The 25,302-nt window shown below is 69.5% G+C and carries 19 protein-coding genes; 4 read left to right on the forward strand and 15 right to left on the reverse strand.

Features of this window, described 5'->3' with window-relative positions; translation table 11 throughout:
• The first annotated feature begins 10 nt into the window (after window positions 1–10).
• The 4 genes from frc (at window position 11) to ACFVXC_RS02455 (ending at window position 6,274) form a co-directional block, all read left to right on the forward strand.
• Entirely contained in the window at window positions 11–1,243 is a 1,233-nt protein-coding gene (frc, locus tag ACFVXC_RS02440; RefSeq protein WP_389900688.1) for a formyl-CoA transferase, read from the forward strand.
• 3 nt (window positions 1,244–1,246) lie between these two features.
• A complete protein-coding gene (locus tag ACFVXC_RS02445) occupies window positions 1,247–3,391 on the forward strand; it encodes an acetate--CoA ligase family protein (protein ID WP_389900690.1) in 2,145 nt (714 codons plus the stop codon).
• A gap of 116 nt (window positions 3,392–3,507) precedes the next feature.
• Window positions 3,508–4,896: an OFA family MFS transporter gene (locus ACFVXC_RS02450; protein ID WP_389900692.1), complete on the forward strand. Its 1,389-nt coding sequence runs from the start codon at window positions 3,508–3,510 to the stop codon at window positions 4,894–4,896.
• A gap of 1 nt (window position 4,897) precedes the next feature.
• Entirely contained in the window at window positions 4,898–6,274 is a 1,377-nt protein-coding gene (locus ACFVXC_RS02455) for an OFA family MFS transporter (RefSeq protein WP_389900693.1), read from the forward strand.
• 82 nt (window positions 6,275–6,356) lie between these two features.
• Here the strand turns inward: ACFVXC_RS02455 and ACFVXC_RS02460 are convergent, their stop codons facing one another.
• The 15 genes from ACFVXC_RS02460 to ACFVXC_RS02530 form a co-directional block, all read right to left on the reverse strand.
• The gene (locus ACFVXC_RS02460) at window positions 6,357–7,514 is read right to left on the reverse strand and encodes a sugar phosphate isomerase/epimerase family protein (protein ID WP_389900694.1); all 1,158 of its coding nucleotides are present in this window, start codon (window positions 7,512–7,514) and stop codon (window positions 6,357–6,359) included.
• A gap of 134 nt (window positions 7,515–7,648) precedes the next feature.
• Window positions 7,649–9,025, reverse strand: a complete 1,377-nt coding sequence (locus ACFVXC_RS02465; RefSeq protein WP_389900695.1) for an alkaline phosphatase family protein — start codon at window positions 9,023–9,025, stop codon at window positions 7,649–7,651.
• Complete coding sequence (gene eboE, locus ACFVXC_RS02470; protein WP_389900697.1) at window positions 9,022–10,191, reverse strand: metabolite traffic protein EboE; 1,170 nt, start codon at window positions 10,189–10,191, stop codon at window positions 9,022–9,024. Before eboE ends, ACFVXC_RS02465 begins: the two co-directional genes overlap by 4 nt.
• A gap of 3 nt (window positions 10,192–10,194) precedes the next feature.
• Complete coding sequence (locus ACFVXC_RS02475) at window positions 10,195–11,043, reverse strand: TatD family hydrolase (RefSeq protein WP_389900698.1); 849 nt, start codon at window positions 11,041–11,043, stop codon at window positions 10,195–10,197.
• Window positions 11,043–11,726: an EboA domain-containing protein gene (locus ACFVXC_RS02480; protein WP_389900700.1), complete on the reverse strand. Its 684-nt coding sequence runs from the start codon at window positions 11,724–11,726 to the stop codon at window positions 11,043–11,045. Before ACFVXC_RS02480 ends, ACFVXC_RS02475 begins: the two co-directional genes overlap by 1 nt.
• Window positions 11,723–12,667 carry a sugar phosphate isomerase/epimerase family protein gene (locus ACFVXC_RS02485; RefSeq protein ID WP_389900702.1) on the reverse strand — a complete coding sequence of 315 codons (945 nt, stop codon included), beginning with the start codon at window positions 12,665–12,667 and terminating at the stop codon, window positions 11,723–11,725. Before ACFVXC_RS02485 ends, ACFVXC_RS02480 begins: the two co-directional genes overlap by 4 nt.
• Window positions 12,664–13,719, reverse strand: a complete 1,056-nt coding sequence (locus tag ACFVXC_RS02490; protein WP_389901539.1) for an SCO3242 family prenyltransferase — start codon at window positions 13,717–13,719, stop codon at window positions 12,664–12,666. Before ACFVXC_RS02490 ends, ACFVXC_RS02485 begins: the two co-directional genes overlap by 4 nt.
• A gap of 59 nt (window positions 13,720–13,778) precedes the next feature.
• Entirely contained in the window at window positions 13,779–14,948 is a 1,170-nt protein-coding gene (locus tag ACFVXC_RS02495) for an inositol-3-phosphate synthase (RefSeq protein WP_389900704.1), read from the reverse strand.
• Window positions 14,949–15,081: 133 nt separating this feature from the next.
• Window positions 15,082–16,452, reverse strand: coding sequence for a ThuA domain-containing protein (locus ACFVXC_RS02500; RefSeq protein WP_389900705.1), 1,371 nt, complete (start codon window positions 16,450–16,452; stop codon window positions 15,082–15,084).
• Between the two features lie 18 nt (window positions 16,453–16,470).
• The gene (locus ACFVXC_RS02505) at window positions 16,471–18,963 is read right to left on the reverse strand and encodes a PQQ-dependent sugar dehydrogenase (RefSeq protein WP_389900707.1); all 2,493 of its coding nucleotides are present in this window, start codon (window positions 18,961–18,963) and stop codon (window positions 16,471–16,473) included.
• A gap of 376 nt (window positions 18,964–19,339) precedes the next feature.
• A complete protein-coding gene (locus ACFVXC_RS02510) occupies window positions 19,340–20,341 on the reverse strand; it encodes a sugar phosphate isomerase/epimerase family protein (RefSeq protein ID WP_389900709.1) in 1,002 nt (333 codons plus the stop codon).
• Window positions 20,342–20,353: 12 nt separating this feature from the next.
• The gene (locus tag ACFVXC_RS02515) at window positions 20,354–21,571 is read right to left on the reverse strand and encodes a Gfo/Idh/MocA family protein (RefSeq protein WP_389900711.1); all 1,218 of its coding nucleotides are present in this window, start codon (window positions 21,569–21,571) and stop codon (window positions 20,354–20,356) included.
• 48 nt (window positions 21,572–21,619) lie between these two features.
• The gene (locus ACFVXC_RS02520; RefSeq protein WP_389900713.1) at window positions 21,620–22,669 is read right to left on the reverse strand and encodes a substrate-binding domain-containing protein; all 1,050 of its coding nucleotides are present in this window, start codon (window positions 22,667–22,669) and stop codon (window positions 21,620–21,622) included.
• Between the two features lie 26 nt (window positions 22,670–22,695).
• Entirely contained in the window at window positions 22,696–23,715 is a 1,020-nt protein-coding gene (locus ACFVXC_RS02525; RefSeq protein WP_389900715.1) for an ABC transporter permease, read from the reverse strand.
• Window positions 23,712–25,229, reverse strand: coding sequence for a sugar ABC transporter ATP-binding protein (locus ACFVXC_RS02530; RefSeq protein WP_389900716.1), 1,518 nt, complete (start codon window positions 25,227–25,229; stop codon window positions 23,712–23,714). Before ACFVXC_RS02530 ends, ACFVXC_RS02525 begins: the two co-directional genes overlap by 4 nt.
• Between the last annotated feature and the right edge of the window lie 73 nt (window positions 25,230–25,302).

The following is a 25,302-nucleotide window of genomic DNA, read 5'->3' on the forward strand; positions in this document are numbered from 1 at the left end:
AGCCCGTGCGATGACGACCAAGGCTCTTGAGGGCGTACGCGTCCTCGACATGACACACGTCCAGTCCGGCCCCTCCGCCACCCAGTTGCTCGCCTGGCTCGGTGCGGACGTGGTGAAGCTGGAGGCGCCCTCCGGGGACATCACGCGCAAGCAGCTGCGTGACCTGCCGGACGTCGACTCGCTCTACTTCACGATGCTCAACTGCAACAAGCGGAGCATCACCCTCAACACCAAGACCGAGCGCGGCAAGGAGCTCCTCACGGAGCTGATCCGGCGCTCCGACGTGATGGTCGAGAACTTCGGCCCGGGCGCCGTGGACCGGATGGGCTTCACCTGGGAGCGCATCCAGGAGATCAACCCGCGGATCGTCTACGCCTCGATCAAGGGCTTCGGAGACGGCCCCTACACCAACTTCAAGGCCTACGAAGTGGTGGCACAGGCCATGGGCGGCTCCATGTCGACCACGGGCTTCGAGGACGGTCCACCGCTCGCCACGGGCGCCCAGATCGGTGACTCCGGGACCGGCATCCACGCCGTCGCCGGGATTCTCGCCGCCCTCTTCCAGAGGGAGAACACCGGTCGCGGTCAGCGCGTGAACGTCGCCATGCAGCACGCGGTGCTCAACCTGTGCCGGGTCAAGCTGCGCGACCAGCAGCGCCTGGCGCACGGACCGCTCGCCGAGTACCCGAACGAGGACTTCGGGGACGACGTGCCGCGCTCCGGCAACGCGAGCGGCGGCGGACAGCCCGGCTGGGCGGTCAAGTGCGCGCCCGGCGGCCCGAACGACTACGTGTACGTCATCGTGCAGCCCGTGGGCTGGCAGCCGCTCACCGACCTCATCGGGCGCCCGGAGCTCGCTCAGGACCCGGAGTGGGCCTCTCCGGAGTCGCGGCTTCCCAAGCTCGGCAAGATGTTCCAGCTGATCGAGGAGTGGTCCTCCACGCTCCCCAAGTGGGAGGTCCTTGAGCGGCTCAACGCCCACAACATCCCGTGCGGCCCGATCCTCTCCACCAAGGAGATCATCGAGGACGCCTCCCTCGCCGCGAACGAGATGGTCGTCGAGGTCGCGCATCCGCAGCGCGGCTCCTTCACCACGGTCGGCTCCCCCCTGAAGCTGTCGGACTCGCCAGTGAACGTGGTCAGTTCGCCGCTCCTGGGCGAGCACAACGCGGAGGTCTTCATCGGTGAGCTCGGCCTCGGCGACGAGGAACTGCGCCTGCTCAAGTCGAACGGAGTGATCTGATTGATGGCCGAAGACCGCGCACTGACGGTGCGGGCGCTCCTCGACACCGTGCGGGCCGAGGGGCGGACGTCACTGACGGCGCCGGAGGGCAAGATCCTCGCGGACGCGTACGGGATCGCCGTGCCCGGCGAGGAGCTCGCGGCGGACGTGGACGAGGCGGTGGCGCACGCGGCCCGCTTCGAAGGGCCCGTCGTCATGAAGATCGTCTCCCCCGACATCCTGCACAAGACCGATGCGGGCGGCGTCATCGTAGGAGTGGAGGGCGCCACCGACGTACGGGCCGCCTTCTGCGAAATCGTCGACAACGCGCGCGCGTACGCGCCAGAAGCACGCATCGAGGGCGTGCAGGTGCAGGAGCTGCTGCCCTCCGGCCAGGAAGTGATCGTCGGGGCGGTGACCGATCCGACGTTCGGGAAGGTCGTCGCCTTCGGGCTCGGCGGTGTACTCGTCGAGGTCCTCAAGGACGTCACGTTCCGTCTCGCGCCGGTCGACGCCGACGAGGCCGCGTCGATGCTGGACTCGATCCGCGCCGCCGAGATCCTGCGGGGTGTGCGCGGCGCGCCGGCGGTGGACCGCTGGGCCATAGCCGAGCAGATACGCCGGGTGTCGCGACTTGTCACCGACTTCCCGGAGATCGCCGAGGTGGACCTCAACCCGGTGATCGCCACTCCGGAGGGCGCGATCGCCGCGGACATCCGCGTCATCCTCTCCGAAGGAGTCACCAAGCAGCGCCGTACATACACGCGTGAGGAGATACTCACGTCGATGCGGCGCCTGATGGAGCCCCGCTCGGTCGCCGTGATCGGTGCCTCCAACGAGCAGGGAAAGATCGGCAATTCGGTGATGCGCAATCTCATCGACGGCGGCTTCTCCGGTGAGATCCATCCGGTGAACCCCAAGGCCGATGACATCTTGGGCCGCAAGGCGTACAAGAGTGTCACGGACGTTCCCGGTGAGGTGGATGTGGCGGTCTTCGCGATCCCCGCAAAGTTCGTGGCGTCGGCCTTGGAGGAGGTGGGTCGCAAGGGCATCCCCAACGCGGTCCTGATCCCCTCCGGGTTCGCCGAGACCGGTGAACAGGCTCTCCAGGACGAGATCGTGGAGATCGGCGAGCGCCTTGGAGTGCGGCTGCTCGGCCCGAACATCTACGGCTACTACTCGACGTGGCAGGACCTGTGCGCCACGTTCTGCACTCCGTACGACGTCAAGGGCGGGGTCGCGCTGACGAGTCAGTCCGGTGGCATCGGGATGGCCATCCTCGGTTTCGCGCGCACTACGAAGACAGGCGTTTCGGCGATCGTCGGGCTCGGCAACAAGTCCGACCTGGACGAGGACGACCTCCTCACGTGGTTCGGCGAGGACCCCCACACCAAGTGCATCGCGATGCACCTGGAGGACCTCAAGGACGGCCGGGCCTTCGTGGAGGCCGCGCGGGCGACCGTTCCGAAGAAGCCTGTCGTGGTCCTGAAGGCCGGACGTACGGCCGCCGGGGCGAAGGCCGCCGGATCGCACACGGGCGCCCTCGCGGGCGACGACGCCGTGTACGACGACATCCTCAGGCAGGCGGGCGTCATCAGGGCCCCGGGGCTCAACGAGATGCTGGAGTACGCGCGCGCGTTGCCCGTACTGCCCGCCCCGCAGGGCGACAACATCGTGATCATCACGGGTGCGGGCGGCTCCGGCGTGCTGCTCTCCGACGCGGTGACCGACAACGGCCTGCGCCTCATGGAGATCCCGGACGACCTGGACGCGTCCTTCCGGGCGTTCATCCCGCCCTTCGGGGCAGCGGGAAACCCCATCGACATCACCGGGGGCGAGCCCCCGTCGACGTACGAGGCGACGATCAGGCTCGGCCTGGAGGACCCGCGCATTCACGCGCTCGTCCTGGGCTACTGGCACACCATCGTCACCCCTCCCATGGTCTTCGCCGAGCTGACCGCCCGTGTGGTCGCGGAGTTCCGTGAGCGCGGCATCGAGAAGCCCGTCGTGGCATCCCTGGCGGGCGATGTCGAGGTGGAGGAGGCCTGCCAGTACCTCTTCGAGCGGGGGGTCGTGGCCTACCCGTACACCACGGAGAAGCCGGTGGCCGCGCTCGGCGCGAAGTACCGGTGGGCCCGGGCGGCCGGTCTGTTGGGGGGCGGTCGATGAGGTGACCGGTGTTGGGGCCGGCCGGCGGTGCGCGTCGGCCGGGCCCGGGACCCGTGCGCGCACGAAGGACGGACAGGGGGCGCTGGCCAGCTTTCGACGCAAGGGGTGCGACACACATGACAACCACCGACCTATCGAAGCCCTTCCCCTACAGGGAGGTGACGGACCGCAACGGCCGCCTGTACCGGATAGGCGAGAGCGACCGGGACATCATGGGACGACCACGATGGACCATGGTCCTCTTCCCGTGGATGGGCATGATGGGCATCAGCTCATCGGAGTACGCGTTCACCTCCGCCGAGGACACCCTGCACGACGCGCATCTGTGGAACAGCGGCCACATCTTCTGGCTGATGGGTGTCTGGATCTTCTTCCAGGCCGCCGTCGCCTTCCCCGCGGGGCAGTTACGGGAGAGCGGCAGACTGCCCGCCCGGTACGCGATGTTCCTCGGCGCCACCGGCACGATCCTCGGCTACATCTCGCTCGCCTACGCGCCGCATGTGATCGTCGCGTACATCGGATTCGGCATGTTCAGCGGCATAGGTGCCGGCCTGGTCTACGCGACCTGCGTGAACATGGTCGGCAAGTGGTATCCGGAGCGCAAGGGCGGCAAGACCGGCATGGTCAACGGCGGGTTCGCCTATGGCTCGGTGCCCTTCGTCTTCCTCTTCACCTCGTACATGGATCTGAGCAACTACCAGGGAGTCCTGGTCTCCGTAGGTGTCATCTGCGCGCTGATCGTGGCGTTCGCCGGGTGGTTCTTCAAGGACCCGCCCAAGGGCTGGTGGCCCGCGAACGTCGACCCGCTGAAGGTGTCGGACGACCCCAGGGTCCGCCGTGCCCTTGAGAAGAATCCGCCCGCCGTGAAGCAGTACACCCCGAGGGAGGCCTCGCGTACTCCTGTTCTCTGGATGATGTGGTTCTGTCTGCTCTGCACGGCCGGAATCAATATCTTCGGCATCGCCTTCCAGGTGCCGTTCGGCAAGGACATGGGGTTCGCGGGCGGGATCGTGGCCACGGCGATGTCCCTGAAGGCGATCGTGAACGGCACGGGCCGCGGAGTGATCGGCTGGATCTCCGACCGCTACGGCCGCCGCAACACCCTCGTCATCGTCTGCCTCGTCCTGGGCTCCGCACAGTTCGGCGTCCTGATATCGGGCTCCATGGGGTCCATGCCGTTCTTCCTGTTCTGCTCGATGGTCTCCGGCTTCGGCGGCGGCGCGATCTTCCCGCTCTTCGCGGCGATGACGGCCGACTACTTCGGAGAGAACAACAACGCCTCCAACTACGGCATGGTCTACAGCTCGAAGTTGATCTCGGGCCTGGTCGGCTCCGGGGTGGGCGGCGTCGTGGTCAGCGCATGGGACTACGAGGGCGCGTTCATCATCGCGGGCAGCATCGGCCTCGCCTCGGCCGTACTCGCACTGTTCCTGAAGTCACCGGGCAGGCCACACGCCCGGCACATCGCTCCCAACCCGCACCCGATCGGTGAGGAGATGGCCTGATATGACGGCGGAGCCCATCGCCACAGACAGCACGGCGCCTCAGACCGGCACCCCGTATCACGAGATCACCGACGAGCACGGCCGCGTCTACCGCGTGGGCGAGACGGACCGGGACATCCTCGGCCACTCACGCAAGATCATGGTGTACCTGCCATGGACAGCGATGATGGCCATCAGCGTCTTCGAGTACGCGTTCGGCTCGGCGGAGGACACCCTGTCCCACGCCCACGGCTGGACGCAGTCAAACACCTTCTGGATTCTGAGTGTCTGGGTCTTCTTCCAGGCGGGCATAGCGTTCCCGGCCGGATGGATGCGTGAGCGGGGCATCCTGACTGCGCGGAGCGCCATGTACATCGGGTCGGTCATGTGCCTGATCGGATTCCTCGCCCTGTCGCACCTGAACAACGTCTGGCTCGCGATCATCGGGTTCGGTGTCATCGGCGGTGTGGGTTCCGGCTTCGTCTACGCGACCTGCATCAACATGGTCGCCAAGTGGTTCCCCGAGCGCCGCGGCGCGAAGACAGGGTTCGTCAACGGCGGATTCGCCTACGGCTCACTGCCGTTCATCTTCATCTTCAACTACGCCTTCGACACGGGCAATTACCACCGCGTCCTCGACCTGATCGGCGCGTACATCCTGGTCGTCGTTCTGGCCTGCGCCTTCTTCTTCAAGGACCCGCCGAAGAACTGGTGGCCCTCCGACATCGACCCGCTGGAGAAGACGGGCGCTTCCAAGGACGCGGTGAGCCTCGCCAAGAACCCGCCCGCGGTGCGTCAGTTCACACCGAAGGAGGCCATCAGAACGGGCATGCTGCCCCTGATGTGGTTCACGCTCGTCATGACCGCGGGTGTGTCCATCTTCGGGATCTCCTTCCAGGTGGACTTCGCCAAGGAGGTGGGCTTCGGCCCCCTGGTCGCCGCGACGTCGATGGGGCTCATGGCCGTCATCAACGGCATCGGGCGCGGCGTGGTCGGCTGGCTCTCCGACATCTGGGGCCGCAAGGCGACCCTGGTGTTCGTGATCCTGGTCCTCGGGCTCTCACAGTTCGGCGTGATCTGGGCGGGCGACATCCACAGCGAGTGGCTGTTCCTGGTCTTCGCGTTCCTCTCGGGATTCGGTGGCGGCGCGTTCTACCCGATGTTCGCGGCGCTGACCCCGGACTACTTCGGGGAGAACTACAACGCCACCAACTACGGGCTCGTCTACAGCGGCAAGCTGATCAGCGGCCTGTTCGGCGGCGGGCTCGGCTCGATGGTGGTGGCCGCGTGGGGCTACAACGGCGCGTACGCACTCGCCGGTGGCATCTCCATGCTGGCCGCGGCCGTCGCGCTGCTGCTCCGCCAGCCCGGCCGCGAGAGGGCGCCCGCGCACGCGTGATCGCCGTGACGTCACATACAGCTCTCGCCGCGCACCTCGTGCGCGGCGAGAGCTGTATGTGCGGGAGCTTCAGCGCTTCTTGTCAGTGCTTCTTACGGAGAGCCGCCAGGTTGTCGTAACCGGTCTTCGCGAGCTTCAGGGACTGTCCGAGGTCGGTGCCGCTGGGCGCGTTGTCCTGCTCGACCATGGGGTTGTGGTAGTTCTTCTCGCCGACACGGCTGAAGAAGGTGCGGTAGTCGATGACGCCCTCGCCGAAGGCCACCATGTCGTAGCCCTCACCACTGGTGTCGTTGCGGGTGCCGTCCTTGGCGTGGAACAGCGGGTAGCGCTTGTTGTTGCGGCTGACGAGCCCTGCCGGGTCGAAGACCTTCTTCCGCTGGGCTCCGTCGTGCGCGGTGTACGTGTGGAACTTGTACTGCGCGACATGCGCCCAGTAGATGTCCATCTCCAGCCAGACCGTCCTCGGGTCGGTCGCCTTGAGGAAGTACTCCAGCCTGCGGATGCCGGAGCTGCGGGTCGGGCGGCCCTGCGCGTCGAGCGGACCGCCGTCGAGCAGGAAGCCGTACGCCGCGTCGTGGTTGTGGGTGTAGAGCTTGATCCCGGCCTTGCGCGCGATGTCGCCCAGCGCGTTCCACTTGTCCGCGGCGACGTCCCAGTCGGCCTTGTACGAGCTGTTGGTGGGGTCACCGCCGGTGCCCATGTGGTCCATGCCGAGAATGTTGGCGATCTCCAGGTGCTTCTTGAACGTGTCCAGGTCGGGCTGCGAGAGCGGCCATGACCCCGGTATGAATCCGTGGTTTCCCTGGGCTCGCAGGCCGTACTCGTCGAGCCATGAGCGCAGCAGCCTGGCGCCCGCGACGGACTCCAGGCTGGCGCCGCCGGGAGCGTTGGCGTGCTGGCCGTAGCCCGCGAACTCGACCTGCTTGTACCCGTAGCGGGCCAGCTCCTTGAACACCTCGCGGAAACCGGAGGGCAGGGTGCTGGCGAGCGGGTCCCGGCCGGTGGCGTCACGCACCGTGTAGAGAATGATGCCGCGCTTCTTCGCCGGCACCAGCTCGCGGCCGTGACCGTGGCCATGGCCCGTCTGCGGCTGGGCGAAGGACGGTGCCGCGCCGAACACGGGCGCGGCGATCGCGCCCGCGCCGACGGCGGTGCACGTGCTGAGGAAGCGGCGGCGGTTGATGCCAAGACGCTGTCTGAGCGCCTCGTCGGCGGCGGGAGTGTCGTGGAAGTCGGTCACGGGTGCCTCTCTTGGGCTCTTGGACTCTTGGGCTTTTCGACGTGCGGGCGGACGCCACTGGCGCGTTGTCAGTGACGCGTGATTCACTCTCTGTAACTGCTCCTGACCGGGCGGCTGGTGGGGCGAGGTGTGCCTCAGCCCAGGCCGGCCAGGTCGAGGAGGAGGGATTTCACGGCGGTGGCCGCGATCCGGTCGTCAAACGCATGGGGGGTGGAGCTGATGATGAGCGGACCGTCGTCGTCGCTCAACGGGAGGCGGCCGTGGCTGCCGCGAATAGGTGACGGGTCAAGGGGCACGACCGCCATGCGATAGCGCATGCCCAGCTTCTTGCGGGCCAGCGCCTTCGCCGCCTTGACCTTCACGTACGGGTCGAGTGGGTCCATGAAGAGCTCGACGGGGTCGTAGCCGGGTTTGCGGTGGATCTCGACGAGCTGCGCGAAGTCGGGCGCGTGGGCGTCGTCGAGCCAGTAGTAGTACGTGAACCAGGCGTCAGGCTCCGCGACGGCGACGAGTTCGCCGGAGCGCGGGTGGTCCAGGTGGTTGGCCTTCTTGCCCTCGTCGTCGAGGAGTTGCTCGATGCCGGGCAGGTCGGCGAGTGCCTGACGGGTGACCTCCAGATCCTCGGGCCTGCGCACGTAGATGTGGGCGATCTGGTGGTCCACGACAGCGAAGGCGCGGGATGCCATCGGGTCGAGGTACTCCATGCCGTCCTGGGTGTGCACTTCGAGCAGCCCCGCACGGCGCAGCGCGCGGTTGATGTCGACGGGGCGGTCCACGCGTGTGATGCCGTACTCGGAAAGGGCGACGACGGTACGGCCCTCGGCCTTCGCCTCGTCGAGAAGGGGGGCGATCGTCTTGTCGAGTTCGGCGGCGGCCTGGTGGGAGCGCGGGTCGTCGGGGCCGAAGCGCTGCAGGTCGTAGTCGAGGTGAGGGAGGTAGCACAGGGCCAGGTCGGGGTGGCGGGTGCTGATGATGTGGCGTGTGGCGTCCGCGATCCAGCGGCTCGACACGATGTCGGCGCCGGGGCCCCAGAAGTGGAACAGGGGGAACGTGCCGAGCTTCTCGGTGAGTTCGTCGTGCAGGGCCGGGGGCCGGGTGTAGCAGTCGGGTTCTTTGCGGCCGTCGGCGTAGTAGACGGGGCGGGGGGTGATGGTGATGTCGGTGTCGGCGCCCATGGCGTACCACCAGCAGATATTGGCGACGGTGTAACCGGGGTGCGCGCGACGGGCCGCGTCCCACAGCTTGTCGCCGGAGACGAGACCGTTGTGCTGGCGCCACAGGAGTACGTCGCCGAGCTCACGGAAGTACCAGCCGTTGCCGACGATGCCGTGCTCGGCGGGGGTGGTGCCGGTGAGGAAGGTGGACTGGGCGGCACAGGTGACGGCGGGCAGCACCGTGCCCAGTGGCGCCTGGGAGCCCGACTGGCCCAGGGACTTGAGGTGCGGCATGTGGTCGAGGAGACGAGGGGTGAGGCCGACGACGTCCAGGACGAGGAGGGGTGTGGGGCTCATGGGAGTTCCTTGAGGCCGAGGTCCGTCAGGAGGTCGCGGGCGAGGGTGAGCTCGGCGGCGATGCCGTCTGCCAGCTGGGGGCGGGAGCGGGGGCGCAGCTCGGGCGGCAGCGCCTGCCAGGTGTAGGTCTCGACCTCCAGGTGATGGGTGCGGGGGTCGGGCCCGCCGACCAGGTGGGCGAGGGTGTCCTTGAGTACGGGAAGCGTGGAGGTGAGGGGCGGCGCGGGAGCCGCGTGCAGGGGGACGTGGAAGTGGGCGCGCCAGGGTGCCGTCTCGGGCAGGACGTCGCCGGCGAGGGATTCGCCGAGGTCGTCGGTGCCGTGCAGTCCGGCGGCGGTGCGGGTGCGGGTCTGGTGCAGGAAGCGGGGTTCGTCGAAGGCGGCGAGGGCCTCGCGGACTCCGGGGAGATGGGGGTGTTCGGCGTGCAGGGCGGCGGAGAGCTGGGATTTGACGACGGGGATGCCCGCGGCGGCGAGTGCGTCGAGCGCGGTCCGCGGGTCCTCGAAGGAGGTGGCGAGGTGACAGGTGTCGACGCAGACACCGATGCGTTCGTGGCCGACCGCGGTGAGGGGGGCGATGGCGTCCCCCGTGGTCTCCACGGTGCAGCCCGGCTCCGGTTCGAGGCCGATGCGGATCGATTTGCCGGTCAACTCCGCCAGCGCGTCAAGCCGTTGGGCCAGTGCGGTGAGGGCTGCTCGGGCGGACTCTGCGTGGGTGGTGTCGAAGGGGGTGCGCCAGGCGAGAGGGAGAGTGGAGATGGTGCCTTCGACGACGTCGTCCGGCAGGAGCGCGGCAAGGAGACGGGCCAGATCGGTCGTGTGGGAGAGGCGCTCGGGGTCGGTCCAGTCCGGCTTGTAGACGCGGTACTTGACCTCCTCCGCGCCGAAGCCCTCGTACGGGAAGCCGTTGAGGGTGACGACCTCGAGGCCGCGCCGGTCGAGTTCGGTGCGCAGTCCGCGCAGTGCGGCCGGGTCGGTGACCAGGGCGTGCGCGGCGTCCTTGGCGAGCCACAGGCCGATGCCGAGGCGGTCCCTGCCGAGCCTCTTGCGTACGGGTTCGCAGTGGTCGCGCAGTTGCGCGAGGACGCCGTCGAGGGTCTCGGCCGGGTGGACGTTGGTGCAGTACGCGAGGTGGACGACGCTGCCGTCCGGGTGCCGGAAGCGCATGGCTCACGCCCCGCCGCGGAGGATGGAATTTCCCTCGTGGGTGGCTTCGGTGTCCGTGACATCGAGCGCGAGGCGGCCGCTGAGTCCGTAGAAGGCGACCGGGTTGCGCCACAGCACGAGGTCGACGTCGTCCTCGCTGAACCCGGATCGGAGCATGGCGTCGGCGACCTTACGGGTCTTGAGCGGGTCGCTCCTGCCCCAGTCGGCGGCCGAGTTCACCAGGACCCGCTGCGGCCCGTGGTCGCGCAGGATGGCGACCATCCGGTCCTCGTCCATCTTGGTGTCGGGATAGACGGAGAAGCCGAGCCAGCAGCCGCTGTCCTTGGCCTCCTTGACCGTGGTCTCGTTGAGATGGTCGATGAGGACGCGGTCCAGAGGCAGCGCGGATTCCCGTACGACGTCGATGGTGCGGCGCAGGCCGGCGAGTTTGTCGCGGTGCGGGGTGTGGACGAGCGCGGGCAGCTCGTGGTCGGCGGCCAGCTGGAGCTGGGCGGTGAATGCGGCGTCCTCGGCGGGGGTCATGGAGTCATAGCCGATCTCACCGACGGCGACGACGTTGTCCTTGACGAGATAGCGGGGCAGTTCGTCGAGGACCGGAGTACAGCGAGGGTCGTTCGCCTCTTTGGGGTTGAGGGCGATGGTGCAGTGGTGGGCTATGCCGTACTGGGCCGCGCGGAAGGGCTCCCAGCCCAGGAGTGAGTCGAAGTAGTCGAAGAAGGAGGCGGGAGAGGTGCGGGGCTGGCCCAGCCAGAACGCGGGCTCGACGACGGCACGGACGCCTGCGGCGTACATGGCCTGGTAGTCGTCGGTGGTGCGGGACGTCATGTGGATGTGGGGGTCGAAGATGCGCATCAGGACTCCTGTTCCTCGCCGGTGGAAGGGGTCGTGGGGGCCGAGGGCGCCGGTGCGGCCGAGGGGGCCGTAGGGGCGGTCAGGGCCAGGACGCGGTGCAGATCGCTGGGGACGGTGCGACCGGCGGCGGTGCGTTCGCCGGCGTAGTCGTCGAGCATGCGGGCGAGCTCGGCGTCGGCGCGGGCGCGGCGGTCGAGGTCGGCGACGGCGTCCAGGGGGACGCCGGTGAACAGGCACTTGAGAACCGCGTGGCGCCAGTCGTGCGGGGCGAGGTGCCGGGCGGCGTACGGACCGACGGCGGCGGCGACGAGCCGGGTGTCGTTGGTGCGCAGGGCGTCCTCGACCAGGGGCAGCGCATCCGAGCCCCGGACCAGGTGGGGCAGGGCGTGCAGGACGGCGCGGCGCTCGGCCGCGGTGCCTTGTTCGTAGACGCGGGTGAGGGTGGCCGGGTCCGCGTCGGCCGCGTGCAGGAGCAGCACACGGGCGTCGTCGGCGTGGTCCTGGCCGCAGCGTCGCCCGGCTTCGGCGAAGCGCAACTCCCATACGGGGGTGGGCCTTTGGTCCCGCCGCCCACGGTGGGCGGCGGCCTCCGCGGTGGCCTGGTCGAGCCAGGCGCGGGCGGCTCCGGCGAGGGCCGCGTCGAGACGGGTGCGGAGGTCGTCGATGACGGGGGCGTCGGTCACGGGGTTCCTCCTCTGGCCGGGGTGGGGACCGGGGCGGTGCGGGCCGGGCCGGTACCGGCGGGGGCGGGGACCGCTTCGGTCGCTGCCCGGTTCAGGAACTCGATGGAGTGGGAGGCGAGTTGGGGGCCCGCGTGGGAGTGACGCGGCAGTTCGACGACGGTGAGGCCCTGGTAGCCGGTGGAGGCGAGTGCTTCCAGGACGGGCGGGAAGTCGATCTCTCCGTCCCCGAACGGGAGGTGTTCGTGGACGCCGCGGCGCATGTCCTCGATCTGGACGTGCCGCAGCCAGGGGGCGGCGGCGCGTACGCAGTCGGCGGGGGACCGCGGTTCGAGGCACTGGCAGTGCCCGATGTCGAGGGTGAGGCCCAGGAGTCGCGGGTCGCCCAGCTCGTGACGGAGCCGGTGGAAGTCGGCGAGTGTGGAGAGGAGGTGGCCGGGTTCGGGTTCGATGGCCAGGGGTACGCCGCCGCCGGATGCGGCGTCCAGGACGGGGCCGAGAGACTCCGCGAGCCGCTGCCAGGCGGTGTCCTCCGGAGTGTCTTCGGGAGCGATGCCGCTGAAGCAGTGCACGGCGTGGGCGCCCAGGTCCGCGGCGACCTGGACGGCTCGGATCAGCAGGCGGACCCGGGCGGCGCGCGCGTCCGGGTCGGGGTCCAGGAGCGAGGGGCCGTGCTTGCGCCGTGGGTCGAGGACGTAGCGGGCGCCGGTCTCGATGGTCACCGTCAGACCGAGCCGTTCCAGGGTGCGGCCCACGTGGCGGGTGCGGGCGGCGAGGTCGGGGGCGAGCGGGTCGAGGTGCATGTGGTCGAGGGTGAGACCGACGCCCGCGTAGCCGAGGTCGGCCAGGAGGCCGAGGGCGTCGTCGAGCCGCAGGTCGGTCAGCCCATTGGTGCCGTATCCGAAGCGGAAGGGGCCGCTTGCCCGGTTGCTCGTGCCCGTCATGTGACGCTCACCTTCCGGCCGAACTTGCGGGCTGCCGGGGCCAGAGCGGCGGTCAGCAGTGCGGGACCCAGGGCGCCCGTGCGGGCGGACAGTGCGGCCTGGAGCGGGATCATGGCTCGGATGCCGCCGCCCACCGCACGCTGGGTGAGCTGGGGGGACGGGTTGAGCGCGGCGTGCAAGAGGGGGCGGGCCGCGGTGGCGGCGTAGGTGGCGGCGAGCGCGGCCTGGACGGCACCCCGGGCGCCGGTCCGCCAGGCACGGCCGCCGGGGCGCCCCGGGATGGACACCGGCAGGCCGCGGCTGGCTGTTGCCCGACGGCCTACCGGGAGTTCGGAGGGAGTAGCGGCGCCGGCGCCCCTACCCGTGACGCTGCCGGTGCCACCGCCCCGGGCGAGCAGCCGCGTCAGCGCCGCTGTCGCGGCGAGCGCGCACAGCGGGGCCGCCGTGGAGCCGCCCTGCGCCTCGCGGCGCGAGACCGCGGTCACCGCGAGGGTGTGGGCGCCCAGGACGAGGGCGGTGGGCACCGCCGCGCGGAGCGCGGGTATCGCGCCGGGCCGAGTGGTGGTGAGCTGCCCCGTGGGGTTCGCACCGGTCGGTGTCGCCGACGTCGCCGCCGCTCCCAGGAGCAGGTCGAGGGTGCGGGCCGCCGCCATGGCCACCGGTCCTGCCGGCGTGTGTTTCAGGCCCAGGTCGTACGCCCACACCGTGGCCGCCAAGGCGCTCGCCACCGTCAGGGCGGGGCGGCCCGCGCCTGCGGCCAGAGCCAGGCCCCCCGCCGTCAGAGCCGCTGCCGCGCCCAGTGCGGCGGACGGCGCGATACGGCCGGACGGCAGCGGTCGGTGAGGGCGTTCGATCGCGTCCTCCTCCCGGTCCGCCCAGTCGTTGAGGGCCATGCCCGCCTCGTAGAGGCAGAGGGAGGCGCCGATGGCGAGGAGCGTGCGGTGGTTGGGGCGAAGCCCCGTGGCCGCCGCGCCGGCGAGGGCGTCGCCGGGGACGGTGAACAGGGCCGAGACACGCAGCAGTTCGGCCCAGTCACGGCCGACGCCGCCCAGCCGTGCGCCATCCGCGCCCCGCCCCTCAGCACCCGCACCGTCCCTCACTCCCCCGCCGCTCACGCAACCACCCCGCGCAGCCGCGACGCCAGGCCCACAAGCGCCTCGTACTGCTCGGCGAGGGCCGACGAGGAACCGTCGTCCGGGTCCTTGAAGTAGAAGCCCAGTTCGCCCAAGGGACCCGACAGGCCCTTCTCGTGGGCGCGGGCCACCAAGCGGGCCAGGTCCAGGATCAGAGGTGCCGCCAGTGCCGAGTCGCAGCCCTGCCAGGTCGTCTGCAGGACCATCCGCGCGCCGAGGAATCCGTCGAACGCGATGTGGTCCCAGGCGGTCTTCCAGTCACCGAGGGACGGGACGTCGTCGATGTGGACCTCGCCCTCGGGGGCGGAGCCCAGCGTGTCGGCGAGGACCCGTTCCTTGCCCGCGTTCTTCGCCGCCGCGGCGGCCGGGTCAGCGAGGGCCGCGCCGTCGCCGCCGCCCAGGAGGTTGGTGCCGGACCAGGCGCGGACCGCGAGGGCGCGCTGGGCGAACATCGGCCCGAGCACCGAGCGCAGGAGCGTCTGCCCCGTCTTGCCGTCCCGGCCCGCGTAGGGGAGCCCCGACGCGGCGGCCTCAGGAGCGAGCGCCGGGTGGTGCAACCCCGTCGACGGGGTGAAGTTCACGTACGGGCAGCCCGCCCGCAGCGCCGCCGCCGCGTAGAGAGAGCTGGCGGGCAGCCGCCCTTCGCCCTCCTCCGGCAGCGGTTCCGTCGAGGCCACGTTCACCACCACCGCACGGGCGAGCCCCCGCCGACGCATGAAATCGCGGAGGTCGGCGGCGAAGGTCTCGATCAGTTCCTCGTCCGTTCCGCTGTCGGAGTCCCCGCGGCGCGGTCCGCCGGTGCGGATCTCCGCGTCCGCCGCCGCCAGTTCCGCGCCCACCGCCGACGGGACACCGTGCGGGAGCACTCCCCCGGCGGCCAGTTGCTCCGCCCGTTTGGGCAGCGGGCACTCCACCGTGTCGTGGCCGCCGAAGACGAGCGACGACAACGTTGGCAGACCGCAGTCCGCGAACGGCGGGGTCTCCGTGACCATGCCGGTCGGCGGGTGCAGACCGGCCGTCACCGCCGCGCACCCCGCGACAGCCGTCGTGGCGACCGAACCGCGTGCCCCGATCAGCCACACCCCCGTAAGACCGCCACCCGGAGTATCAGAAGAACCAGTAGAAGAGGAAGAAGGGGAACGGGGCACGGCTGCCTCCTGTCGTACACGCGGCGATCGCGCGGGGAGATAAGACGGCGGACGAAGATGGGACGGCGGACAGGGATGAGCGGACAGGGATAAGACGGCGGGCGGAGGTCCGGCGTCCTCCGCCCGCCGTCGTCTAGCGGCCCACGCCGGTGGCGTCGCGGGCCGGCAGGTCCTTCACCCGGATGTCGCGGAAGGAGACCTGGTCATCGGCACCGTGGTTCTGGATGCCGATGTGACCGTCTTTCAGGCTCCTGGCCGGATCCTTGTTGGTGAAGTCGTTGATCTTCACTCCGTTGAGATAGATCCGAAGGCGCTCGCCCTCGACGCGGAGCTCGTAGGTGTTCCACTCCCCCGCCGGATTCAGCGCCTTGTCGCGCTTCTTCAGGTCGGCGGACTTGAAGCCGTAGACGGAGCCGGTGGTCTTCTCCGGTACGTCGGTGGCGTCGATCTGGATCTCGTAGCCGTTGTTCACGGCCGACCAGGGGTCGTCGGACGGCGGGAAGCCCACGAAGATCCCCGAGTTGTCGTCGCCGTCCATGCGCCAGTCAAGTTTGAGGGAGTAGGAGCCGAGCTCCTTCCCCTCGTACCAGAGCATGCCCATGCCACCGACGGTCGTCAGGGTCCCGTCCTTCTCGTTCAGCTCGAAGGAGCCGGGGCCCGCCTGCTTCCAGGCGTCCAGCGACTTGGCCGTGCCGTCGAAGATCGGCGTGTAGCCCTTCTCCTGGCGGCAGTCGGCCTGTACCGCACCCGTCGCCCAGCGGATCCCGCCGAGCAGATGCGTCCGGTAGGCGGGATCGGCGAAGGACTCCTTGGTGTGACCGCTGCCCGTGTAGAAGGAGCGACCACCCTGGAAATCCTGGCACCAGGCGATGGGATGGTCGCCGGACATCGAGCCGCCGGTGTACGACGACTCGTCCAGCGAGGCGAGGACGTGGGCGCGGTCCCGGGGGTTGGAGCGGTAGTTGTACCACTCGTCGGTCCGGTCCCAGACCCCCGGCAGATGCGCGGTGGACGGGTGCCCGTGGTCCTCGACCTGGACCTTCGCGGGCTGGATCGCGGGGTGCGACTGGAAGTACGCGCCCGCGAGCTCGCCGTAGAAGGGCCAGTCGTACTCGGTGTCGGCGGCGGCGTGCACGCCCACGTACCCGCCGCCCCGCTTGATGTAGCCCTCGAACGCGCTCTGCTGTTTGGCGTCGAGGACGTCGCCGGTCGTGGAGAGCCAGACCACGGCGTCGTACCGCGCGAGATTCTTGGCCGTGAAGGCTTTGGCGTCCTCGGTGGCGTCGACGGCGAAGCCGTTCGCCGCGCCGAGCTCCTTGACGGCCGCGATGCCCTCGGGGATGGAGTCGTGCCGGAATCCGGCGGTCTTGGAGAAGACCAGGACCTTCTCGCCGTCGGCCTTGCCCTTTGGCCCTTCCGGCTTGGAGGCGGCCGGACCCGACACACAGCCGATGAGCAGGGCGGCCGTGGCGGTGGCGATGGTGATGCGTGCGGATGCCCGCATGGTGGGGTGGCCCCTCTCTCAGCTCGTGGTGAAGGTGAAGTCGTCGAGGTCGTACAGGGCTCCGGTGCCCTTGCCCTTGAAGACCAGGAACAGCGTGGTGGTCGTCGCGGGTGCCTTGCTGATGGCGGTGCTCACGTCCGCGTACGTCTCCCACGAACCGGTCGGCGCGACCTTCGCCTTGCCCAGGAGCCTGCCGGTGGCCGATCCGCTGCGGACCTCTAGCGTGCCTCCGGCGCCGGCCGACGCGACGCGCGCGGTCAGCTTGGTGGCGTTGCCGAGGACGTAGGGCTTGAAGGAGATCCAGTCGCCGTCGTTGATGTCGCCGACCGTCTTTCCGCCGTGCGCCGGGGTGTGGTTGGTGATGGTCACGCCCTTGGAGTCGTCGTAGTGCTCGCCCTGGCGGTGCTTGGGCTGGACGACGTTCTGGTCGTGGGTGGTCAGCGCGGGCTGGCCGCCTGCCCCCTTGTCGGTGTACTCGGCGTCGAAGACTCCGAAGATGTTGGCGTTCGGGTCGTGCTCGCCGTCCGCCGACGTCTGGATGGTGCCTTCGCAGCCGTTGGCCGATGTGACCGGGTGGCCGTGGCTGTCATGGCCGAGGATGTGGGTGACCTTGACCTTCGTGCAGTCGATCGGGCCGTCTTCCTTGTCGGTCACCTTCACCTTGAAGGGCACCTTGTCGCCGAAGGTGAACAGCTGCCCGTCACCGGGGAGTTCCAGGGTCACCTTGGGCGCGGTGTTGCCGACGGTGAGGTGCGCGCTGGCCGAACCGGTGCGCCCGGTGGAGTCCTTGACGGTCACGGTCGCGGTGTAGACGCCGTTCTTCTTGTACGTGTACGAGGGGTTCTGCTGAGTCGACTTGCCGCCGTCGCCGAAGTCCCACGCATAGGTCAGTGTCCCGCCGTCGGCGTCGGTGGCCTTGGCGGTGAACTTGGTCTTGAGCGGGGCCTGGCCGCTGGTCACAGAGGCGCTCGCCTCGGCGACCGGGGAGTGTCCGTCGGTGGCGTTCTCGATGCGGTAGAGACCGGTGTTCTCGTCGCCGCCGAACCAGGCCGTTCCGTAGTCGAGGACGTACAGCGCGCCGTCGGGACCGAACTCCATGTCCATCACCTGCGTGCCCGTCCACGGGAACGGGTTGATGGACTGGACCGTGCCGTCCGCGCTCTGCTCGATGCGCTTGATCCAGCGCCGTCCGAACTCTCCGGCGAAGAAGTCGCCGTCGTACGCCTCCGGGAACTTCACCGGGGAGGTGCTGTCCGCGTCGTAGCGGTAGACGGGTCCGCCCATCGGGGACTCGGAGCCGGAGCCGAACTCGGGCACGGAGCCGCCGTCGTAGGGGATCCAGGCCTCCTGCGCGGGCGGCAGGTCGGTCAGGCCGGTGTTGTGCGGCGACTCGTTCTTCGGCGCGGCGCAGTCGAAGGCGGCGCCGGACGTCTTGGTCTCGAAGTCGTAGTCGACGTACGCGTCGTTCTTGCCGGTGCAGAACGGCCAGCCGAAGTTGCCCGGCTTGGTCACGCGGGCGAACTCGACCTGCCCCGCGGGGCCGCGCTTGGGGTCGGCGGCGCCCGCGTCGGGTCCGTAGTCACCGACGTACACAATGCCGGTCGGCTTGTCGACGCTCATGCGGAAGGGGTTGCGGAAGCCCATCGCGTAGATCTCGGGGCGGGTCTTCTCGGTGCCCGGCGCGAAGAGGTTGCCGTCCGGGACCGTGTACGAGCCGTCGTCGGCGACCTTGACTCGGATGATCTTGCCGCGCAGGTCGTTGGTGTTGCCCGCGCTGCGCCGCGCGTCGAAGGCGGGGTTGCGGCTCGCGCGCTCGTCGATGGGGGTGAAGCCGTCGGAGGCGAAGGGGTTGGAGTCGTCGCCGGTCGAGAGGTAGAGGTTGCCGTCCTTGTCGAAGTCGATGTCGCCGCCCACGTGGCAGCAGGTGCCGCGGCTCGCGGGGACGTCGAGGACCTTCTTCTCGCTGGCGTTGTCGAGGGTGCCGTCGGCCTTCAGGACGAAGCGGGAGAGGCGGTTGACGCCGTCGAACTTCTTGAAGTCCTCGGCCGTGCCGTTCTCCGGGGCGTCGCCCGCCGGGGTGTCAAGGGGAGGCGCGTAGTAGAGGAAGATCGCGCGGTTCTCGTTGAAATTCGGGTCCAGGCCCACGCCCTGGAGGCCCTCTTCGTCGTGCGAATAGACCGGTATCTTTCCGGCGATCTTGGTGTTGCCCGCGGCGTCCGTGAGGCGGAGCGTGCCGTCACGGGAGGTGTGCAGGACCGAACGGTCGGGCATGACGGCGAGGGTCATCGGCTCGCCCGTCTCCTCCCCGCCCTTGGCGAGGGTCACTTGCTGGAAGTCCTCGGCGGCGGCCTTGCCGTCGGCCGCCTTGTCCGCCTGCGCCTGGGCGGCGCGGACGGCCTCCGGGTCGGCGGCGTTCGCGAGAGGGGCGGCGAGGGTGAGGCTCGCGCCGGCCAGCAGGGTGCCGGTGAAGAGCGCGAGGGTCTTGCGGAGTCTCAGGCGTTTCCTGTGCACGGGGTTCCTCCGGAAGGGGGACGGTCGTACGCGGGTGTGGTGCGGTGACGCCGGGCGCCGGGGTGCGCCGTCACCCCGGAAAGATTCATGTCCTGTACACCTCAGGGACGGTAGCCACGTTTGTCCCTGGCGGAAAGCCCTTGCACCGCATCAGAGTTCGGCTTTTGCCTTGTGCGGGACAAAGTGGATGAGTGGGTTGGTGGGTGAGAGCGGGGAGATGCGGGGGGATGCGCGGGGATGCGGGGGGGGATGCGGGCAGGGCGAACCACCTCGCCCCGCCCCTTGCTGTAGCCGGGGGCCGCTCCCTGGACCCCGAAAGCCTCGGGCGCCGGCCGATCACCGGCTTCGCCGAGTTCGTCCTCAATCGACGAGCGGGCTAATTACCACCGAACGCCGCGTCGAACGACGCCGTCGGCGGCTCGAAGTCAAAAGCCTTCAGACGCTTCAGCGCCTCCGGCGCCCCCTGAAGGCGGTCCATCCCCGCGTCCTCCCACTCCACCGAGACCGGGCCCTCGTACGCGATCGAGCGCAGCATCCGGAACACGTCCTCCCAGGGGACGTCCCCGTGGCCCGCCGACACGAAGTCCCAGCCACGGCGCGGGTCGCCCCACGGGAGGTGCGAGCCGAGGCGGCCGTTGCGGCCGTCCAGGCGGCGCCTGGCCTCCTTGCAGTCGACGTGGTAGATCCGGTCCCGGAAGTCGTAGAGGAAACCGACCGGGTCCAGGTCCTGCCAGACGAAGTGCGAGGGGTCGAAGTTCAGGCCGAAGGCCGCGCGGTGGTCGACCGCCTCCAGAGCGCGCCGCGTCGTCCAGTAGTCGTACGCGATCTCCGAGGGATGCACCTCATGGGCGAAGCGCACGCCCTGTACGTCGAAGACGTCGAGGATCGGGTTCCAGCGCTCGGCGAAGTCGTCGTAGCCACGCTCGATCATCGTCTCCGGCACCGGTGGGAACATCGCCACCAGATGCCAGATCGCCGAGCCGGTGAATCCGACGACCGTGTCGACGCCGAAGGCGGCCGCCGCGCGTGCCGTGTCCTCGATCTCGCGGGCGGCACGCTGGCGGACCCCCTCCGCCTCGCCGTCGCCCCAGATGCGGGCGGGCAGGATCGCCTGATGCCGCTCGTCGATGATCGCGTCACAGACGGCCTGCCCGACCAGGTGGTTGGAGATGGCCCAGCACTTGAGGCCGTACTTGTCGAGCAACTGGCGGCGAGAGTCCAGATAGGAACGGTCACTCAGCGCCTTGTCGACCTCGAAGTGGTCTCCCCAGCAGGCGAGTTCGAGGCCGTCGTAGCCGAAGTCGCGGGCGAGGCGGCAGACCTCCTCAAGGGGCAGGTCGGCCCACTGGCCGGTGAAGAGCGTGAAGTCGCGGGGCATGAACAGGCCTCCTCAGACCGTGACGGGGGTGGCAGCTATGGAGGTGTAGACCGAGTTCTTCGCCGCGCTCTCCTCCACCGCGGCGAGCACCCGCTGCACCGAGAGCCCGGCGGCGAAGGACGGTTCGGGCTGCTCACCCGTGGCGATGGCGTGCAGCAGGTCGCGGGCCTGGTGCACGAACGTGTGCTCGTAGCCGAGTCCGTGACCCGGCGGCCACCAGGCTTCCAGGTACGGGTGGCCCGGCTCGGTGACCAGGATGCGGCGGAAGCCGGATGAGGTGGCGGGCTCCGTGTGATCGTGGAAGGAGAGCTCGTTCAGGCGCTCCAGGTCGAAGGCCAACGAGCCATCGGAGCCGTTGAGTTCGAGCTTCAGGGCGTTCTTGCGGCCCGCGGCGAACCGGGTCGCCTCGAAGGACGCGAGGGCGCCCGACGGGAAGCGCCCCGTGAAGACCGCCGCGTCGTCCACCGTGACCTGGCCGACGGCGGCGCCCCCCGCCGCCGTGAGACCGCTCGACGCCCCTTCGAGCAGCGGCCGCTCCCGTACGAACGTCTCGGTCAGCGCCGAGACCCCCGCCACCGGCTCCCCCACCAGGAACTGTGCGAGATCCACGATGTGCGCGCCCAGATCACCGAGCGCACCCGAGCCCGCGCGGTCCTTGCGCAGCCGCCACGTCAGCGGGAAGCCGGGGTCGACCAGCCAGTCCTGGAGGTAGGTGAGCCGCACGTGCCGCAGCGTGCCGAGCCGCCCGTCGGCGATCATCTGCCGGGCGAGCGCGAGAGCGGGAACGCGCCGGTAGTTGAAGCCGACCATGGCCACCTGCCCCCGTGCGCGGGCCCGTTCGGCGGCCTCCACCATCGCCTCGGCCTCCTCGACGGTGTTGGCGAGCGGCTTCTCGCACAGCACGTGCTTGCCGGCCTCCAGCGCGGCGATCGCGATCTCCGCGTGGCTGTCGCCGGGGGTGCATATGTCGATGATGTCGACGTCGTCACGGGCCACGAGTGCGCGCCAGTCGGTCTCCGCGGCCGCCCACCCAAGACGGTCCGCCGCGGCGCGCACGGCGGAGCCGTCGCGTCCGCAGACCGCCGAGAGGACCGGCCGCAGGGGCAGATCGAAGACGCGTCCGACGGTGCGCCAGCCCTGGGAGTGGGCGGCGCCCATGAAGGCGTATCCGACCATGCCCACCCCCAATGGCCGCTTACCGGTCTCAGCCTCGTGTTCCGTCTCAGGCATGCGGTACTCCTCCTCGTAAGAGCTCGGTGGGGGGTGCGGACGCGCGCATCACTTGAAGCCGGTGGACATGTACTTGCCGACGTTCTCCTTGTCGACGACGGCCGAGTAGAGCGTGATGAAGGCCGGGATCTCGAACTCGGCCATGCCGCTGACGCCCTTGCCCTGCCCGAGGGCGCGCGCCAGGTCGATCGCGGAGGCGGCCATCGTCGGCGGGTAGAGGACGGTGGCCTTGAGCACGCTGTCGTCGGACTCGATGGCCTGCATCGCGGAGAGCGCTCCCGCGCCGCCGACCATCAGGAAGTCGTCGCGTCCTGCCTGCTTGATGGCGCGCAGGGCGCCCACTCCCTGGTCGTCGTCGTGGTTCCACAGGGCGTCGAAGTTCTTCTGGGCCTGCAGGAGTTGAGACATCTTCGACTGCCCCGACTCGACGGTGAAGTCGGCGGCCTGCCGCGCGACCTTCTCGATGTTCGAGTAGTTCTTCAGGGCGTCGTCGAAGCCCTTCGAGCGCTGCTTGGTGAGCTCGAGGTTGTCGAGGCCCGCGAGTTCGACGACCTTGGCGCTCTTCTTGTCCTTGAGCTTCTCGCCGATGTAGTGCCCCGCGCTGAGGCCCATGCCGTAGTTGTCGCCGCCGACCCAGCAGCGGTAGGCCTGCGGCGACGCGAAGACCCGGTCGAGGTTGACGACGGGGATGCCCGCCTTCATGGCCTTCAGGCCGACCTGGGTGAGCGCCTTGCCGTCGGCCGGCAGGATCACCAGGACATCGACCTTCTTGTTGATCAGCGTCTCGACCTGGCCGATCTGGGCGGCGGTGTCGTTCGAGCCCTCGGTGGCCTCCAGCGTGACGTCCGAGTACTTCTTCGCGCGCTCCTGGGCGTTCTCGTTGATCGCGTTCAGCCAGCCGTGGTCGGCCTGCGGACCGGCGAAGCCGATGGTGACCTTCTTGCCTGGCTTGTCGTCGGCGACCTGCTGGGACTTGTCGTCCGAGCCCTCGTCCTTGGAGTCATTGCTGGTGCACCCCGTGATGAGGGCGCCGGTGGACAGAGCGGCGGCTCCGAAGAGCAGTCCTCTGCGGCTCGCGAATGGTGATGTCTCTGGCATGGCGGTGAACCCTTCGGGTCTGCGGGTCAGGGAGTTGAGGCCGTACGTCGCTGCACGAGCACCGCGGCGACGATGATCGCCCCCTTGGCGATCTGCTGGGTCGCGGTCTCCAGATTGTTCAGCGCGAAGATGTTCTGGATCGTCATGAAGATCAGTACGCCGAGCACGGAGCCGGTGATGGTGCCACGGCCGCCGCTGAGCAGGGTTCCGCCGATGATCGCGGCAGCGATGGCGTCGAGCTCGTAGAGGTTGCCGTTGGTGTTCTGGCCCGACCCGGAAAGGATGATCAGCAAGAAGGCCGCGATCCCGCAGCAGAGGCCGGAGAGCAGGTAGAGATAGAGCCGCTGCCTTCGTACGTCGATGCCTGCGAGCCGCGCCGCCTCCGCGTTGCCGCCGACGGCGACCGAGCGGCGCCCGAAAGTGGTGCGGTTCAGGAGCAGCCAGCCGACGACGGTGACGGCCGCGAAGACGAGCACGAGCGGCGGGATGCCCAGGACGTAGGAGTCGCGCTCGCCGAGCTTCAACACCCCGTCCACGGTGACCATCTGGGTCTTGCCGTCCGTGATCTGCAGGGCAAGACCCCGGCCCGAGGCCAGCATCGCCAGCGTCGCGATGAAGGGCACCATCCTGCCGTAGGCGATGAGCACTCCGTTGACGAGACCGCAGGCCATGCCGACGATCACCGCGGTGAAGAGGATGCCCGCGAAGCCGTACTCCTGGGTCGCCACCGTCGTCGCCCACACAGAGGCGAGCGCGACGATCGCGCCGACCGACAGGTCGATGCCGCCGGAGATGATCACGAAGGTCATGCCGACCGTCACGACGCCGATGACGGACGCCTGGGTGAGGATCAGCTGGACGTTGTCGGTGTCGAGGAACGAGTCGGGCTGGGTGATGCCGCCAATCAGGACGAGGACGGCGAGCACACCGAGCAGGGACAGCGTCCGCAGGTCGGCACGTGCGACGAGCGTCCGCAACGGGCTTGGACCGTCCGCCGGTTGAGCCTTCGGTGCGGCGGGCCGTGGCGGCGATGCGGGCTGCGTCATGACGCCGGGCTCCCTTCGAGTACGAGGTCGAGTACGCGGTGTTCGTCGAGGTCCCGGGCGGGCGCCGTATGGACGACGCGGCCCTCGCGGAGGACCAGGACACGGTCGGCGAGGCCCAGGACTTCGGGCACTTCGCTGGAGACGAGCAGGACGGCGAGGCCGTCGTCGGCGAGGCGGCGGATCACGGCGTACAGCTCGGCACGTGCGCCGACGTCCACGCCGCGGGTCGGCTCGTCGAGCAGCAGGACGCGGCAGCCGCGGAGCAGCCAGCGGGCCAGGACGGCTTTTTGCTGGTTGCCGCCGGAGAGCGTGCGTACCGGCGCGGAGGGGTTGTCGGGGCGCAGGGAGAGCTCGCGGGTCGCGGCCTGCGCGGCCTTCTTCTCGGCGCCCCGGTCGAGCCAACCGCCGTGCGAGAAGCGGGACATGGTGGAGACCGACACATTGTTGGTGACGGACTCCAGCATCAGCAGGGCCTGCGCCTTGCGCTCCTCGGGGGCGAGGCCGAGCCCCGCGCGTACGGCGGCGCGTACGCTGCCGGGCCTCAACACCTGTCCGTCTACGGTCACTTGACCTGCGGATGGCTTGCGAGCCCCGTAGATCGTCTCCAGGATCTCGGATCGCCCCGAGCCGACGAGTCCGGCCAGGCCGACGATCTCGCCGGGGCGCAGTTCGAGGTCGATGGGTTCGAACTCGCCCTCGCGGGTGAGTCCCGAGGCCTTCAACACCGGCTCGGCCGTGGGTGGTTCGGCGGGCCGGTCCGGGAAGACGTACTCGACGTTGCGGCCGGTCATGAGGGCGACGACCTCGCTGGTCGGGGTCTCCTTCGCGGGAAGTCCGCCCGCGACCGCCCGGCCGTCCTTCAGGACGGTGACGCGGTCGCCGATGCGGCGGATCTCTTCGAGGCGGTGGGAGATGTAGACGACGGCGACGCCGTCGGCCGTGAGAGCGACGACGATACGGAAGAGGTTGTCGACCTCGTCCGGGTCGAGGGCGGCCGACGGCTCGTCCATGACGATGAGACGTACTTCGTGGGAGAGCGCACGGGCCATGGACACGATCTGCTGATGGGCGGCGGAGAGCTCACCGACGAGCGTCGCCGGGTCGATCTCGGCGTGCCCGAGTCGCTTGAGCAGGGCGGCGGTCGAGGCCTTCGCCTCTCGCCCCTTGACGACGAAACCGGCCGCTGTCGGCTCATGCCCGAGGTGGACGTTCTCGGCGACGGACAGGCCCTCCACCAGGTCGAGCTCCTGGTAGATGGTGGCGATGCCCAGGCGCATGGCGGCGATGGGAGACTTGAGCGTGGTGCGCTCGCCGCGCCAGGTGATCTCGCCGTCGTCGGGCTGGTGGGCCCCTGCGAGGACCTTGATGAGCGTGGACTTCCCGGCGCCGTTCTGGCCGAGGAGGCAGTGCACTTCACCGGCCTGGACCTGGAGGTCGACGCCGTCCAGGGCGCGGACGCCGGGGAACGACTTGGTGATGCCGGACATGGTGAGCAGCGGTGGTTCTGGTGCCATGACAGGTTCCCTAAGGCGGGTGCGGCCGGTTACAGGGCAGGGCGGGGCAGGGCGACGGCCCATGAGGGGCGGA

The organism is Streptomyces sp. NPDC058257, assembly GCF_042881845.1.
In the GTDB taxonomy this organism is placed as follows: Bacteria; Actinomycetota; Actinomycetes; order Streptomycetales; family Streptomycetaceae; genus Streptomyces.